Here is a 15,201-nt window from a genome sequence, read left to right on the forward strand (position 1 = left end):
GCGACCCGGTAAATGGATTTCCATATCCACGTTCGTGGATATCGTTCGGGCATCTGTGACCGCATCGAGTTCCGGGCGACTGCCCGCGGTCACAGCGTCGCTCTGCCACCACGACGTACCGAGGCGCTTTTGATCAGTCGGGCTAAAGGTCGACGCGTGCTGTCGGTCGAACTTCACACCCACTCGTCGCTATCGTACGACGGTCGAGATCCGGTCGACCTCATCCTCGAGCAAGCCGCCGCCGTGGGCCTCGACGCGATCGCGATCACGGACCACGACGAAATCGACGCGAGCCTCGAGGCCGCGCGCCGCGCGTCGGAGTACGATCTGCTTGGCATCCCCGGCATCGAAATCTCGAGCAAGGCGGGCCATATTCTCGGGCTCGGGGTCGAACAAGCCGTTCCGCCCGGACTGTCCTACGGCGAGACGCTCGAGGCGATTCGCTCACAGGGCGGGATCGCGGTAGTTCCACACCCATTTCAGGAGTCTCGCCACGGCGTGATGGCGCGAATCACGCGTGAGGATCTCGCCGAGGCCGACGCGATCGAGGTGTACAACTCGCGACTGTTGACCGGCCGTGCCAATCGACAGGCCGAACGCTTCGCGGAGTCTCACGACCTCCCGATGACTGCGGGAAGCGACGCCCACATCAGCGAAATGGTCGGTCAGGCGGTGACCCGCGTGGACACCGATCGGCGGACCGTCGACGCGATCCTCGAGGGGATCAGCGAGGGGAAAACCTCCGTGGAGGGCAAGCGAACTCCCTGGCACATCAGCTTTCGACAGGCCGCGGGCGGCGTGACACGTCGCGTTCGAAAAGGCCTCGGCACGCTCTTTCAATGACGCTTCGCGGTACCGACCCCGCGACCGTTCGAACCGCCCTCGACGATCGGAACCCGCTTCCCGGAACTGCCGGGTTCGCCGGGACGGTCGACGATCGGCTCGTTCGTGACGTCCTCGGACGGGTTCCGCTGTTCGTCGACGGGAACGTAGATTCACACGCGGATGGCGATCCGAGTCCCGATCAGTCACCGCAGTGGGCGTTCGATCCGACCGAACTCAGTTCGCCCAAACTCTTTCCGGCCGGCTCCGTCGCCGCTGGGACGGACGACTGGCAACCGGACCGAGTCTGGGAGCTTCCCGACCCAACGCCCGAAGCCGATAACGAAACCGCGCTCGAGACCCTCTCGCAGGCGCTCGAGACGGCGACCACGACGATGAAAACCGACGACGCGGCCGTCGCGTTTTCGGGCGGCGTCGACTCCGCGCTGGTTGCGGAACTGCTCGATGCGCCGCTCTACGTCGTCGGCTTTCCCGACAGCCACGACGTCGACGCCGCCCGCACGGCTGCGGCCGCGATGGGGCGAGACCTCACCGTCGTCGAACTCGAGCCAGCCGACCTCGAGCGCGCCGTTCCCGCCGTCGCCCGCGCAATCGGACGGACGAACGCGATGGATGTCCAGATCGCGCTGGGGCTGTCTCTCGTCGCCGAGCGAGTCGCAGCGGACGGCTTCGATCGACTCGCGGTCGGACAGGGTGCCGACGAACTGTTCGGCGGCTATGAGAAGGTCGTCCGCCTCGACCACCGCGTCGAGGCCGAAACCGTCCGCGGTGCCGTCCGCGAGAGTATCGCGACGCTTCCGGCTCAGTTACCCCGCGACGTGTGTGCGATTACGGCCGCGGGCGTCGACCCCGTCGCGCCGTTGCTCCACGATGCCGTCGTCGACGCGGCGCTTCGACTCCCTGACGATCTCCTCGCTGACGACCAGACACGCAAGAAGGGGCTGCGAGCCGTCGCAACGGACTATCTGCCACAGTCGGTCGCTTACAGGGACAAAAAGGCCGTCCAGTACGGGAGTCTGATCGCTCGAGAGCTCGACCGACTCGCGAGACAGGCGGGATACAAACGCCGCATGGACGACCACGTCACGAAGTACGTCGAATCGCTGCTCGAGTGAGAATACGTCTTGACAGCCGGTCCGCCAGCGGCTCGAAATCGGCGGTCGCAGTCGAAATCGTTCGGTTCAGCTCTCGGTGTCGGTCGGAACCGCGTTCGCTTGCTGTTGCTCGCGATAGTCGGCGACCATCCGTCTGTTGATCTCGCCGATCCGATCGGCCGTCGCGCCGACGAGTTCGTCGATCCGGTCGTAGACGTCGCTGTCTTCGTTCTTCGCGACCGTTCCCTCGCCGCCGTCGGCGCCGAAGTCCGGATGCATCGGGATCCGGTTGAGGATCGGGATATCGAAATCGTCGACGATCTTGTCGACGCCCTTGCCCTGATCGCCGAACAGTTCGTGTTCGTCCTCACAGCTCGGACAGATGAACGAACTCATGTTCTCGACGATGCCGACGATCGGCGTGTCGTGTTTCTGGAACATGTTGATCCCCTTTCGTGTGTCCTCGAGCGCCATCTCCTGTGGCGTCGTGACGACGACCGCGCCGTCGACCGGCATCGACTGCAGCAGGTTCAGCGAGGCGTCGCCGGTCCCCGGCGGCAGGTCGACGATGAGGTAATCGAGCCGCCCCCACTCGACGCCCTCGAGGAACTTCATCATGAACTTGTTGACCATCGGCCCCCGGAGGATCGCCGGGTCGTCCTCGTCTTCCATCATGAATCCCATGCTCATGATGCGGACGCCGTCCGAACGCGGCGGAACGAGGTCCTCGTTCGGCATCACGCCCGGTTCGCTCTCGACCGGCAGGATTCGGGGGATGTTCGGACCGTGAATGTCAGCGTCGAGAATGCCGACCATCGCGCCGCGGTCCTCGAGTCCGGCGGCGATGTTGGCCGCGACCGTCGTCTTGCCGACCCCGCCTTTCCCCGAGGAGACGGCGATGACGTTTCTGACGTCCGGCAAGACCTCGTCGTCGAATCCCATCGCGCCGCTGACGGCCGCCGAGAGGTTCGCCTCGATACCCTCCTCGGCGAGCACCTCTCGGATCTCGTTTCCGATGTCCATCTCCGCCGGCGAGTACGGCGCGTTGAACGCGAGGGAGATGTCCGCGGTCCCGTCCTCGAGTTCGAGGTCGTTGACGAGGCCGAGCGAGACGATTCCCTCGCCGATCATCGGGTCCTCGACGCTCTCGAGTTTGATCTTGAGTTCGTGTTCTGTAATACTCATGGTATCTCTGGCTGGTACACGAAATGAGGGCATCGAGCGGGATACGTGTACTGGTTCGGGGTAGTCCAGCGGGATGGACTGAGAACGAAAGCGGAGGCTACACGATGGATACCGGGGTGATAGAATCGAAAAACGAATCGGCGTTTCTTACGGACCGGGCGCACTGATCGGTTCGGGCATGCCGCCGTAGAAGAGCACGCCGATAAGCATCGTGAGGACGAACATTCCGCCCCACATCATCGTCGTGATGCCGACGAGATAGGTCACGCCCAGCACCTGCGATTTGACGTTGCGCGGTTTGCCGACGAACCAAGCGATGAGCATCACGTAGATCGGAACCAGGATCAGCGCGAAGATGACCCAGGTCCCCTCGTTGACGAACCCGGTGAATCCGCCGGTTCCGTCGTAGCCGTGATACAGGAGCGTCGAAGCGAGGCTCATGCTTTCACCTCCTGCTCGGTGGCCGCAGTTGTATCCTCGTGTGCGTGGTCCTCGTTCAGATGCTCGATCGCGTGGAGTTCGACGACCGGCACCATCTTCGAGAGCGAGAGGAAGAACAACACGACCATCCCGATGGTACCGACGAGCGAGAGCCACTCGATTATACTCGGGAAGTACTCACCCGGCGTCGCCGCGTAGATGTCGAAGGTCGGGTGCAAGAAGCCCTCGACGACGAACAGCAGTTTCTCGAGGAACGTCCCGGTCAGCACCGCGAGACCGGCGACGATCGCTCGCGGTTTGCTAAACAGCGACGGGCGAATCGCCTGGGCGAAGATGTACGCCAGCGTCGCGGAGACGAGTCCCATCGAGAACAGGTAGACCGGATGTCCGATCTTCGCGTCCGTCGCGACCGACTTGTTCGTCGGGCCGAGGAACGAGCCGTTGACCACCTGCTGGACCTGCAGCCACAGGAACAGCAGACAGAAGAATCCGAGCCAGAGAAGCAGGCCGCGGAAGATGTCGTCGGTGAAGATGTGTTCCCAATCGTACGCGCGACGGAAGGCGTAGGCGATGAGGATGACGCCGCTAATCGCCGAGGTCAGTGCGATGGTGAGGAACTGCGGCCCCTGAACCGCGCCGGTCCAGGCGGGCATCGCCGGCAGCACCGAGAACAGCCACGGGATAACGCCGCCGTGTAGCAGGAGCGGTGCCATGATGATGACCGCCAGCGCGAGCCACCAGACCATCTGTTCGATGACCTCGTCTTCTTTCTCCGTGTACCCGATGGTCATGATCTTGTAGACCGGCTCGAGATAATCGGGGAGTTGATCGCGGAGTCGGTGGACGTCGTATCGAAGCGTGAGTCCGAGATAGGTCGCTGTCATCACGAAGTAGGCCGTGATGACGGTCACGTCCCACACGAGCGGCGAGTTGTTGACCGTGATGTGGAAGTGACCGAGAACGCTCGTGACCATCCGGTCCGGTCGACCCATGTGAACCAGAATGTAGAACCCGGCGGCCGAGAGGCCGGCGAGGGTCAGCATTTCCGCAAGGCGGGCGACCGGTAGATACCGATCCATTCCGAGGAGTCGAACGGCGGCAGAGAGGATGATCCCGCCGTGAGCGATCCCGACCCACCAGATGAACGCGCCGATGTACAGCCCCCAGGTGGAGCCGCCACCGGAGCCCCAGTCGCCGAGGCCGGTGACGATCAGTCCCTGCTGAAGCTGATACGCCCACGCGACGAGGAACGCGCCGAGTGCGAGCGCCGAGACGGCGTACAGGGCGACGTACTTCTTCGTGAACGTGTTGATCGGCCGAAGAATGTCCTCTTCGGAGGGCGTCTTGGTGCTCATAGGGACACCCCGAAGTCACCGACGGTCCCCTCGTCGAGGACGTCCTTGCGGTTGTCGACGAGTTGGATCGATCCGCCGTCAGCACGGTCTGCTTCCATGTCGCTGTAGGCGACCGGCGTTTCAGTCTGGTGAGCGGTCGGGCCGGGTTCGTTGCCGAAGTAGACGACGTTCGGGTTAGTTCCGATGTCCTCGAGCAGCTTGAAGTTTGAGGACGGCGACCCCGAGTAGTCGACGAGCGCTTCCTGTGCGGCCTCTTCGTCGGCGCCCTCGAACTCCTCGTCCTCGTCGGGTTCGCTGGCGAGTTCGAGTTCGACGAGGACTTCCTGACTACCGAGGTCGAGACCGTGGCTCGCGAGTACGTCGAAGACCTCGAGAATCGCCTCTTCGTACTGCACGGAGTCGGCGTCGTCCTCGCCGAAGTTCTCGGTGACGATTTCTGCCGCCTTCATCACGGTGAGCAACTCTTCGTCGAGGTCTTCAGATGCCTCGAGAACGGACTCGAGATCAGAGCCAGCGCCGGAGAGGTTCTCCTCGAGGCCAGATGTCGAAGGGAGACTACTGTTCATTTCGACGAGAGCGCGACCCCGCGCCGGGTTATCGATGTACCGCTGTGGGTCGCTGGTCTCGCGTTTCATGTCGCCGAACTGGATCGCGTCAGGCGGGCACATTTCTTCGCAAGCCGACGTACCGACCTTCTCCTCGCCACTGAAGCCATCCTGACGAGACGGGCACATGGTACACTTGCTCATGACTCCGCGGGGAGCGCGGCTGTCAACCCAACGGCCTCGCTCGTCGGTCATCATGTGACCTTCCGTATCGGAATGAGCCTCCTCGATCTGCTCGGTGGAGATGTCCGGTTCGTCCCACTGGAAGTAGTTGACGCCGTACGGGCAGGCGACCTGACAGTATCGGCAGCCGATACAGACATCGTAGTCGGTCAGAACCAGGCCGTCTTTGTCTCGCGTGTGGCGAGCCGTCGTCGGACAGACCTTCTCACACGGTGCGTCGGTACAGTGTTGGCACGGTCGGACGAGTCGGTTTCGGCTGGAGTCCGGACCGCCATCCTCGTACTGGAGGACGTACATCCAGTTGACACCCTGATCGAGGTTGTTCTCTTGAGCACAAGCCTTGACACAGGAGAGACAACCGTCACAGCGCTCCAGATCGATCGTCATACCCCATTGGGTATCACCCTGTTCGGTGGTTTCAGATCCGCCCGCTTCGGCCGCGCTGACGCTGGGTTCGTCGCCGCCTTGCGTGGTTCCCCACGCACCGATACCGACGGCAGCACCGGCACCCATCTTCTTCATGACGCCGCGTCGGCTATCCTCGCCGTCGCCGCCGAGGCTTTTCAGCATCTCGGCGAAACCCCCGGCGTTCTTCTTGGCTTCCTCGTAGGCGGCCTCGTGTCCGAGCGGGTGGAACGACTCGTCGTCTGCGCTCATCGGGTTAGAACACCCCCGATGTGGCTGTCGAGTTCACGTGCGTTAAACATGTCTGCACGCAATCATATTTGGTCATTTGTGGAACCTCTACACCGTTTTCACCACTAGATGCGTTTCAAGCATCAAGCCGATTGCCAGCGTGCGAGAATAGATGCGAATATATTCGCTTATTTATATGGGGAAGAGGGATTGATGAATATACACACAACAAGAGTGTGAAGAGATAATAAGTAACTATGTCATGGGATTATATTTTAGTATGTAGGTTTGAGCCGCTAATCTACAGATTCACCTATATTTATTTGGTTTACTGGTGTTATTTGACAGGTTTTCCCCATTCTAAGATGTTTTCCACGACCGTTTGTTATATCGGAACGATAAAGGTCGAGACACTGGATCTCTGTACTATTGATCTATTGACTCTTACCATACTCGCGAACGCTCGAGCATCTACAAGCCAGAGTGATAGCTCTCGCGGGGAGACATGAACCAAAGTAGAAATCTCCAGGGCCCGTCTACAAGTGTTCAGCGTTGTGCCACACGTTCCAGGTTTCAGGTGTCTGTGGCCACTGCTGGGCAGGACGTCCGCCATCTTCCGGGGCCTCTTCCATTTTCGCCGTCAATTCGATCGGATACCCATCTGGATCCGGGAAGTACAGGAAGATGTTGTTCCCAGGACCATGTCGACCTGGGCCACGATAAATCGGATGGCCGCGCTCCTCTAGCCCATCCGCCGCGCGTTTGATGCCCTCGTAGTCGGGAACTTCGAACGCGATGTGGTAGATCGGACCGGTCGTCGGCAGCATCGGTGGACCGTCTTCGGGGAGTTTCTCGTTGAACTCGTGGAGGTCAAGTTCGAGTTCTCCACGTTGTTCGAGCGCCTCGAGTTCCTCGTCCGAGTACTGCGTGATGTTCATCTCGTGGTGGTCCGCATCCTCGGAGACTGCGGGCGTGCGTAAGAACGCGACCGAGTCTCCGATTCGGTCCGAGACCTCCATGTTCATGACGTCGGTGTAGAACTCGATCGTTCGCTCGATATCTCGTACTTTGATCGCAACGTGGTCTAATCCCATATTTTCTACGACCATATACTAACACCCAGAGCCAAGCGTATTGAGTGTATCGGTTGGTGAACTATTGTCACGGCGACACCTCCGTCGAGGCTAAGACGAAATCGCGAGTAACCCAACGCCGGCGACGACGAGTATCGTTCCCAACGCGAGCTGTGGCGTGAACGGTTCCCGCTCGCGCAAGAAGCTGTAGGTCAGGACGAGGCCGAACAATGGCGTCGCGTTCAAGATTGGCGTCACGACCACGACCGTTCCCGAACCCAACGCTGCATAGAGTGAGACAAGTCCGATACTCGAGGCGAGTCCGGCAAGTACGAAGTACCGAAGGTCGTCCCGGGGGATCGACAACGCTTCTCTGTGGTTCCCGGAGACGGCGAAGAACACACACGCGATGAACCACGACGTCGTGAGAGTAACCGCGGCTCCCACGGCTGGCGCTGAGACGAGTTCCATTCCGATGTCCCGAAGTAACTGGACGCTTCCGTAGATGACCGCGCCGCCTATCGGAAACAACAGATTCCGGTACCGAACGGGTCCGACGGAGTCGTCGTTTCTTCCCGAAGTTGCGAGGAGGATACCGCCCGCGATCGTCGCGAGCGCACCGACACCACTCGCTCGAGTCATCGTTTCGCCGAGCAAGAAGACGGCCAGGACAATCGAGACGAGCGGGTTCGAGTTGCTGATCGGCAGCGTCAGGTTCACACCGACTCGCTGGATGCCGATGTAATTACACAGCCGGCCGAGAACCGGCGCAAACACGCCCGCGAGAACGAAGTATCGCCACGCCCACAGATGAACGGTCACGTCGTAGAACGCGAGGCTAATCGTCCACAGGACGACGACGTTGACGCTGACCGTCGCGAACATCGCCGCAATCGGCTTCGAGCGATCGACACCGAACCGGACGAGCACTGACGAGGTGGCGAACGCCGCGGCTGTCGCGAGCGCGAAGAGTATCTGGACTGGGAATTCCATCAAATCTCGTTACGTTCCGATGTCGATCGACGCCTCGAGGCTTCGCAGCTTTTCGATCGCGGACACCGCCGCCAGATAGCTCGTCTTCGGGTTCGTGGGTGACGGGACGTTTCGTACCGTCGTCTCGATGTCGCCGCTGCCGCCGTCGGCGGAGATCCGATGGACATTGTTTTCCTCGTCCGGATCGGCGATGATCTTGACTGCCGTTTCGTCCGGTCCGATACCCGCGAGGCTGAGTGCGACGGCGACGTTGATGTTCGACGGAAACGCGGCGGCGGCGTCCGTGGCCGGTCCCTCGAAGATCACTGTCGGCTCACCGATCGCCGAGAGGTCGATGTCGTTGTCGACGACGTAGGGTGCTCCCTCGAGACCCGCGGGCGGTTTCGTTGTCGTCAACGACACCGATTCCAGCTCGCCCGTCAGGGCAGCCGCCTTGATACTATCGAGCCCGGCGATCGCACCAGAGGGAGCATACAGCCGCCCCTTGCTCGTCCGTGCGGCGTCGACAATCTCTTCGCGTAGCGTTTCGTCGGCTAAGGCACCGATACTCAGCAGAAGACAGTCGCGGTCGGCCTCGAGTGCATCGGTCGCGATCTCCTCGACGGCCGTCTGTCCCGCGGCCTCGACGATCAAATCTGCCTCGAGCAGATCGTCGGGACCGGATGCTTCGACCGGCTGGGACCGGTCGTCGAACTGGTCTTGAGTTGCTGCGATCTGCTCCGGGTGGCGATCGTAGATGACATCGAGGGTCGCTGGTATCGTTCCATCGGCGATCGCACGCGCAATTTCGGTTGCAATCGTCCCACAGCCAAAGATAGCGATCGAACGCGTCATAGCACCACCTCTCGATGGCAGGGTAATAATTGTAGCGGGATCGTCGCTTATCGACTACTCGTCGCACACCTCTCGAAAGGTACACAAAGTATAAATAGTCTCAGCGGAACGTTGAATTGTACCATGGAAGCTGCTGGACTATTAGTGCCGATGTTTCGTCGGCAGATGGAACACTGTCAGGTAACCGCGGACGAATCAGTCGCGCTCGTTACCGACGTCAAGAGCAATCGCGAACACGTCGCCGCGAGTTTCTCGGCGGCACAGGACATCGGCGCTGAAGCGTTCGAAGTACAGATTCCCGAATACGGTCGCAACTCCGTCGGCGCCGAAATCTCGCCCGGACAGGGGGGCAGCCTCCGGCTGCCCCGCGGCCCGGTCGAAGCGTGCAAAACCGCGGACATGGTCTTCGATTTCACTCTCGAGGGATTCATTCACGTGCCCGAACGAGACGAAATCCGCGACGCCGGGACTCGAATCCTTCGCGTCGGTGCACGAGAACCGTTCGTTCTCCGTCGCCTGATGCCCTGGGAGCCGGAAGAAGCTCAGGCCGTCAAAGAAAAAGTTCAGGCTCATCGTGACCTGCTCGAGGCGACCGACGAGATGCGGATCACTTCGGAGTACGGGACAGATGTCACGATGGAAGTCGAACCGAGCACCGCGTTCGACTCCTACGGATTCGTCGACGAGCCCGGAAAGTGGGATGTCTGGGGCCAGAACATGGTCTCGAACTACCCGACGAACGTAAACGGTACGATCGTCATCGCCGCCGGCGACTACAACGTCGTGCCGTTTAACGACTATATCGACTCGTCGATTGAATGCGTCGTCGAGGACGGGTTCATCGAAGAGATCAAGGGAGACGGCGGTGATGCCGAATTGATGCGCGGACACATGGAGAGCTACGACGACAGGGATGTCTTCGCGACGAGTCACTTCGGTTGGGGACTCAACGAGAACGGGACGTTCTACAACATGGCGATCAAGGGTCGGAAACCGGACGAAGCCGGCGTGAGCGCGAGCGAAGGGCGCGTCTGGGAGGGCAACATGCTCTGGAGTACCGGTCCGAACACGCATCAGGACCGATACACAAACTGCCACTACGATATCGCACAGAAGAACTGTAGCGTCTATCTTGACGGAGAACCGGTCGTGGTCGAGGGCGATCTCGTCGAGTAACACACGGTTGCTGTACCCGACAGAGCCGCTCGCTTACGGGATCGTGTTGCAAACCTGCGGAGGTGACGATCATACGCCTTCTTTGCGAGACCCATTTTCCCCGAGATCGACTCGTTCAGCGGGTGACGACAAATTTAATAGGCCACGTTTGCCAACAAGTAGTATGACAACTGGAGGCGAAGTCGTTGGAACCGTACTTGCTGAACACGGCGTTTCGCAAGCGTATGTTCTCCTCGGGAACCAGACTGTGACTATTGCGGATGGACTTCACGAAAGCGGCGGCGACGTGATCAGCGCCCGGCACGAGTACAACGCTGCAGTGATGGCCGACACCTACGGTCGACTCACCGGCGACCCCGGCGTCGCGGTTACCGTCGCTGGCCCCGGCGGCACGAATGCGCTGACAGGCGTCGCACAGGCGTACACTGCCGCGTCGCCGATGATCCTCATCAGCGCGGTATTGCCGGAAGACGAACACACCGAGGCGCTTCACGGCGTCGACGATCAGCACTTCCTTCGGAAGGCGTTCGAACCTGCCACGAAGTGGAGTACACAGGTTCACGACCCGAGTCGACTGAAGACGACCCTCGCTCGAGCGTTCGACATCGCGACACGCGGCCGACCCGGACCCGTGTTTATCGGCGTCGACGAGGATATCCTCCAGAACGAGATCGAGGTTCCAGACGCCGTGTCCGCCCACGAATCACACGATGACCTCAGCGTGTCCGCGGATACCGTCGCCGATGCGCTCGAGCCGGTACAGGCGGCCGAGAAACGATGTCTCTGCGTGGGTAAGGGTGTCTCGCGGGCGTTCGCTGCGGAGACGGCAATCGACATCGCCGAGTCGCTCGACGCACCCGTCGTCTGTCCCCGACACTATCCCGACTCGTTCCCGAACGACCATCCGCTCTTCGCGGGAACGGTCGGAATGTCGGACCATCCGGCTGCCAGCACCGCGCTGGCGAACGCGGACGCCGTCCTCTCACTCGGCGTGCGGACCAACTCACACGAGGCGGCCGTGCTCGGCGACCGAACTGGCGACGACGTTCGAATCGTCTACCTCGACGACTTGCCTTACGAATTCCCGGCGTCGACGGCAACCGAAGTCGTTACAGGGGAGCTTGGGCCAGCTCTCGAGGATGCCAGAACGATACTCGAGTCCGGCGCGGGCGAGACGGACGCCGCCTATCGACAGGCAGTTCGAGAGGAGGTCGAACGCGTCGAGACGGACGTATCCGCCTATCTCGAGGAAGTGCGTTCGCAGACGCCGGTCCATCCGCTCGTTATCATGGACGAGCTTCGGGAGGTAGCTGACGACGACGTTCTGTTGACCGGAGATGCGGGCGCCGCAGGCGGTGCGTGGCCAAACGACGTCTTCGAGTATCGCGAGACGAACAGCTTCCAGCACTCCCGACTCTACGATTCGATGGGGTTCCCGGTTCCAGCAGGAAACGCTGCAAAACTGGTCGACGACGATCGGCAGGTCGTCAACCTCATCGGCGACGGCGGCTTCTTGATGTGCAACATGGAACTCGCGACCGCCGTCGAGACAGGGACCGACGCGGTCACGATCGTCTTCAACGACGGGAAGTACGGGATGATCTGGAACTATCAACGGCGGGACAACCACGCTGAAATCGCAACCGACATTCCGACGGTCGACATCGCGACGATGGCTGAATCGTTCGGCGTTCGCGGCGTCCGCGTCACCGAGCCGGGCGAAGTTCGACCCGCGCTGACCGACGCACTCGAGGCCGACGAACACGTCGTCCTCGACATCCGAATCGATCCGACGGCGGAATACGTCTCTCGACGGATCTGGTAGCTGTCTCCCGCATTTGTCACCCTTTGTCGGGTATCGGGGCTCGGCTCATGGCATACGTCCGATAGATGGTGGTTGGCTCGAGTCGATAGAATAATTGTCTTCCCGCCACAGATATCGAACGTTACGATGCCAGTTATGCAACCGACGCCCGACGACATCACCCTCCGTGGAATCAATTACGAAAGCGATGACGGAACGGCGTTCGACGGGTTCGAACTGACGAGCGACGTCTCGACGTTCGACGGCCGAAGCGTTGGCGTCCTCTTTTTGCACGGGCTCCGCGGATTTGCCCTCGGCGCTGGCATTTCGCCCGTCGCGAATCCGCTCGCTCGGGCGGGAGCCCGGTGTCTCACGATCAACAAGCGAAACAGCGGCAAAGGATACGTCACGTCCGAGTTCGACGAGATCGACAACGACATTCGTGGCGGCGTCGAGTGGCTCACCGAACGCGGATGCGACGACGTCGTGCTCTGGGGGCGAAGTCTCGGAGCCACTGAGGCCGCCTACTATCAGGGGCTGCGAAACGACGATGCCGTCGACGGGCTCGTCCTTGCCGCACCGTTTGCAGACATCCGCGAGCAGTCGACTCGAGGGTATTTCGAAGCTGTTTCGGATAACCCCGACGAGGCGTACGAATCGTTCGTCGACGAGGCGCGCGAACTCGTCGACGCCGGCCGCGAGAACGAAATCGTCGCGTTACCGCGACCGGTCGGCGGGGAGATCGAATACATTCCGATGACCGCGGCGGCGTTTCTCTCTTATCGGTCACCCGAGAGCGCGTGTGCAACGGTCGACTGGGTACCGGAGATCGACGTCCCCAGCCTGCTGCTACCGCACGCGTCAGATCGAAACGTCACCCCAGAAGAAGCGACTGAGATCGCGGATGCGTACCCCGACTCGACACCGGTCACGGTCCATCCCGTCGAGGCCGATCACTTCTTCACCGGCGCGGAGTCCGAAGTAGCTGGTGTCACGGCTGATTTTCTCCGATCCCTTTGAGGTGAAACAACCCTTCCGTCGTCTGAAGTGGCGCATTCTTCACCGTGGCTTGTTGTAGCAGCCTACGGATTCTGCGTCATCTGCATGTTGATTTCGACGATGTTCGCCGCGTTCCTGACGGTCTTGGGGATTTCGACCTGAAACCGATCGCCTTGTAACCGACTCGTCGGACCACAGACCCCAAGCGCGGCAACGATGGAACTGTCGGGTGCATGAATGGGCGCGGCGACACAGCGCATCCCACGGGTCACCTCGCTTCTACTAAAGGCGACACCCCGCTCGCGAATCGTCTCGAGTTCCTCGAGGAGCGTCTCGAGATCAGTTACCGTTTTATCAGTTCTGGCAGGAAGTCCGTGTTCGTCGACGATGTCGCGAACCGTAGACTCGGATAGGTGTGCGAGTATCGCTTTCCCCTGTGACGTACAGTGCAGATATTCGCGTTGGCCGGGTTGAATCGTGGTTTCGATCGCGTTTTCACCCTCGGATTTGTAGAGATAGACGCCGTGCCCTTGTTCTTGGACGACGAGTCGAGCGAGTTCTCCCGTTTCCGTGGCTAATTCGTCGAGCGGATCCTGAGCACATTGGTAGACGAGGTTTCTAAGTTCGATTAGGAACGTACGCGGACGTTCTGGGAAAGTGTCTCGAGGTAAAGCCCCGAGAAATCGCTTTGTTAGTTGTAGAAACGAAGTAACCGCGAATCCGTTCTCGAGTTCGAGAGCGCCACGACAAGAACGGATCGACCGTCCGTTCGAAACACGGGATCTGACAGGGCGGGTTACCGAATGACGTCGACGCCGTTTTTCTGCTCGAGTTTGTCTCTGCCGCCGTCACTCTGCGTGCCGGGGTGAGACGCTTCGACGTTGTTGCTCGCATCGAAATCGGCGTCGTTGAGTCCTTCGATACTCTGGCGGGATTTGTCTGCCTGTTTTTGGGTCGTCGGGCCGAGAACCTGTGCGCTCTGGACGCCGGTCATGATGGCCATGACGCGAACCTTGCCCTTGTAGTTCTCCTGGATACGAGCGCCCCAGATGACGTTTGCGCTGGCCTCGAGTCGTTCGGTGATGTTATCCGCGATGCCTTCGGCCTCTTTCAGCGTGAGGTCCGGTCCACCGGTAATGTGAACGAGGCCGCCGGAGGCACCACGATAGTCGACATCGAGCAGCGGGTGGTTCATCGCGTCGCTGACGACTTCCTGTGTCTTGTTCTTGTCCTGGGTCTCGCCGACGAGCATCACCGCGACGCCGCCCTGGTTCATGATCGTGGACATGTCCGCGTAGTCCAGATTGATCAGGCTCGGCTGGGTGATCGTCTCCGAGATCCCCTTGACCGTTTCGGCGATGATCTGGTCCATCACCGAGAAGGCCTTACCGATCGGGAGGTTCGGGACGTAATCGAGCAGTCGGTTGTTATCGAGGACGATGATCGAGTCGGCCTGATCGCGGAGTTTCTCGAGACCTTCCTCGGCTTTGACCGTCCGAGCGCGCTCGACGTTAAACGGCGTCGAAACCATGCCGACGACGATAGCGCCCTGATCTTTCGCGATCTTCGAGACGACGGGGGCGGCACCCGTGCCGGTGCCACCGCCCATGCCAGCGGTCACGAAGACGAGGTCTGCGTCACCGAGGACCTCTTTGATCGTGCTCTGGGCCATTTCGGTCGCTCGTTCGCCCATCGACGGGTCGCCGCCAGCGCCGAGGCCGTTGGTGAGCGATTTGCCGACGAGAATCTTCGTGTCGGCTTCGATCATCTTCAGGTGCTGTTTGTCGGTGTTGATCGCGACGGTGTCCGCGCCGTCAACGCCGATGTTATACAGCCGATTGATCGTATTGTTTCCAGCACCGCCACAGCCGACGATCACGATCCGCGGATCGCCGAACTCGTCGTCGTCCATCGATTCGTCCATCTGACGGGCTTCCGCTTCGGCGTTATCGAGGGCGTCCTGTACGATGTCCTGCATCG

General features: G+C 60.7%; 14 protein-coding genes. 5 read left to right on the plus strand and 9 right to left on the minus strand.

Annotated elements, in window-relative coordinates:
• The first annotated feature begins 156 nt into the window (after nucleotides 1-156).
• A complete protein-coding gene (locus EL22_RS03780) occupies nucleotides 157-843 on the plus strand; it encodes a PHP domain-containing protein (protein ID WP_050050223.1) in 687 nt (228 codons plus the stop codon).
• Complete coding sequence (locus EL22_RS03785; RefSeq protein ID WP_050050224.1) at nucleotides 840-1,958, plus strand: asparagine synthase C-terminal domain-containing protein; 1,119 nt, start codon at nucleotides 840-842, stop codon at nucleotides 1,956-1,958. The genes EL22_RS03780 and EL22_RS03785 overlap by 4 nt, the downstream gene beginning before the upstream one ends.
• 66 nt (nucleotides 1,959-2,024) lie before the next feature.
• Here EL22_RS03785 and EL22_RS03790 read toward each other — a convergent pair whose 3' ends face one another.
• From EL22_RS03790 to EL22_RS03820, 7 genes are all read right to left on the minus strand, one after another.
• Nucleotides 2,025-3,122 (minus strand): P-loop NTPase, encoded by a 1,098-nt coding sequence (locus tag EL22_RS03790; RefSeq protein WP_050050225.1) that lies wholly within the window; start codon nucleotides 3,120-3,122, stop codon nucleotides 2,025-2,027.
• 147 nt (nucleotides 3,123-3,269) lie between these two features.
• Nucleotides 3,270-3,563: a hypothetical protein gene (locus EL22_RS03795; protein ID WP_050050226.1), complete on the minus strand. Its 294-nt coding sequence runs from the start codon at nucleotides 3,561-3,563 to the stop codon at nucleotides 3,270-3,272.
• On the minus strand, nucleotides 3,560-4,918 hold the full coding sequence (gene nrfD / locus EL22_RS03800) for an NrfD/PsrC family molybdoenzyme membrane anchor subunit (RefSeq protein WP_050050227.1): 1,359 nt from the start codon (nucleotides 4,916-4,918) through the stop codon (nucleotides 3,560-3,562). The genes EL22_RS03795 and nrfD overlap by 4 nt, the downstream gene beginning before the upstream one ends.
• Nucleotides 4,915-6,363 (minus strand): 4Fe-4S dicluster domain-containing protein, encoded by a 1,449-nt coding sequence (locus EL22_RS03805; RefSeq protein ID WP_082146652.1) that lies wholly within the window; start codon nucleotides 6,361-6,363, stop codon nucleotides 4,915-4,917. The genes nrfD and EL22_RS03805 overlap by 4 nt, the downstream gene beginning before the upstream one ends.
• Before the next feature lie 515 nt (nucleotides 6,364-6,878).
• A complete protein-coding gene (locus EL22_RS03810; RefSeq protein WP_231587869.1) occupies nucleotides 6,879-7,436 on the minus strand; it encodes a VOC family protein in 558 nt (185 codons plus the stop codon).
• Between the two features lie 90 nt (nucleotides 7,437-7,526).
• Entirely contained in the window at nucleotides 7,527-8,408 is an 882-nt protein-coding gene (locus EL22_RS03815; protein ID WP_050050229.1) for a DMT family transporter, read from the minus strand.
• A 9-nt stretch (nucleotides 8,409-8,417) separates the two neighbouring features.
• On the minus strand, nucleotides 8,418-9,242 hold the full coding sequence (locus EL22_RS03820; RefSeq protein ID WP_050050230.1) for an aspartate dehydrogenase: 825 nt from the start codon (nucleotides 9,240-9,242) through the stop codon (nucleotides 8,418-8,420).
• 123 nt (nucleotides 9,243-9,365) lie between these two features.
• Here EL22_RS03820 and EL22_RS03825 point away from each other — a divergent pair, with 123 nt between their 5' ends.
• From EL22_RS03825 to EL22_RS03835, 3 genes are all read left to right on the plus strand, one after another.
• On the plus strand, nucleotides 9,366-10,418 hold the full coding sequence (locus tag EL22_RS03825) for a hypothetical protein (protein ID WP_231587870.1): 1,053 nt from the start codon (nucleotides 9,366-9,368) through the stop codon (nucleotides 10,416-10,418).
• 163 nt (nucleotides 10,419-10,581) lie between these two features.
• Complete coding sequence (locus EL22_RS03830; RefSeq protein WP_050050232.1) at nucleotides 10,582-12,243, plus strand: thiamine pyrophosphate-binding protein; 1,662 nt, start codon at nucleotides 10,582-10,584, stop codon at nucleotides 12,241-12,243.
• Nucleotides 12,244-12,369: 126 nt separating this feature from the next.
• Nucleotides 12,370-13,242 carry a S9 family peptidase gene (locus EL22_RS03835; protein WP_231587871.1) on the plus strand — a complete coding sequence of 291 codons (873 nt, stop codon included), beginning with the start codon at nucleotides 12,370-12,372 and terminating at the stop codon, nucleotides 13,240-13,242.
• Between the two features lie 62 nt (nucleotides 13,243-13,304).
• Here the strand turns inward: EL22_RS03835 and EL22_RS19120 are convergent, their stop codons facing one another.
• On the minus strand, nucleotides 13,305-13,979 hold the full coding sequence (locus EL22_RS19120) for an IclR family transcriptional regulator (protein WP_082146654.1): 675 nt from the start codon (nucleotides 13,977-13,979) through the stop codon (nucleotides 13,305-13,307).
• Between the two features lie 38 nt (nucleotides 13,980-14,017).
• Nucleotides 14,018-15,199: a cell division protein FtsZ gene (ftsZ, locus tag EL22_RS03840; RefSeq protein ID WP_050050234.1), complete on the minus strand. Its 1,182-nt coding sequence runs from the start codon at nucleotides 15,197-15,199 to the stop codon at nucleotides 14,018-14,020.
• Nucleotides 15,200-15,201: the final 2 nt, after the last annotated feature.

Source organism: Halostagnicola sp. A56 (assembly GCF_000691505.1).
GTDB lineage: Archaea > Halobacteriota > Halobacteria > Halobacteriales > Natrialbaceae > Halostagnicola.

Excerpts from the sequence above, each read along its gene's own strand:
- EL22_RS03825 (WP_231587870.1), top strand. The coding sequence starts at position 9,366 with ATGGAAGCTGCTGGACTATTAGTGCCGATGTTTCGTCGGCAGATGGAA.
- EL22_RS03810 (WP_231587869.1), bottom strand. The coding sequence starts at position 7,436 with ATGGGATTAGACCACGTTGCGATCAAAGTACGAGATATCGAGCGAACG.
- EL22_RS03830 (WP_050050232.1), top strand. The coding sequence starts at position 10,582 with ATGACAACTGGAGGCGAAGTCGTTGGAACCGTACTTGCTGAACACGGC.
- EL22_RS03835 (WP_231587871.1), top strand. The coding sequence starts at position 12,370 with ATGCCAGTTATGCAACCGACGCCCGACGACATCACCCTCCGTGGAATC.
- EL22_RS03820 (WP_050050230.1), bottom strand. The coding sequence starts at position 9,242 with ATGACGCGTTCGATCGCTATCTTTGGCTGTGGGACGATTGCAACCGAA.
- EL22_RS03785 (WP_050050224.1), top strand. The coding sequence starts at position 840 with ATGACGCTTCGCGGTACCGACCCCGCGACCGTTCGAACCGCCCTCGAC.
- ftsZ (WP_050050234.1), bottom strand. The coding sequence starts at position 15,199 with ATGCAGGACATCGTACAGGACGCCCTCGATAACGCCGAAGCGGAAGCC.
- EL22_RS03815 (WP_050050229.1), bottom strand. The coding sequence starts at position 8,408 with ATGGAATTCCCAGTCCAGATACTCTTCGCGCTCGCGACAGCCGCGGCG.
- EL22_RS03790 (WP_050050225.1), bottom strand. The coding sequence starts at position 3,122 with ATGAGTATTACAGAACACGAACTCAAGATCAAACTCGAGAGCGTCGAG.
- nrfD (WP_050050227.1), bottom strand. The coding sequence starts at position 4,918 with ATGAGCACCAAGACGCCCTCCGAAGAGGACATTCTTCGGCCGATCAAC.
- EL22_RS03795 (WP_050050226.1), bottom strand. The coding sequence starts at position 3,563 with ATGAGCCTCGCTTCGACGCTCCTGTATCACGGCTACGACGGAACCGGC.
- EL22_RS03805 (WP_082146652.1), bottom strand. The coding sequence starts at position 6,363 with ATGAGCGCAGACGACGAGTCGTTCCACCCGCTCGGACACGAGGCCGCC.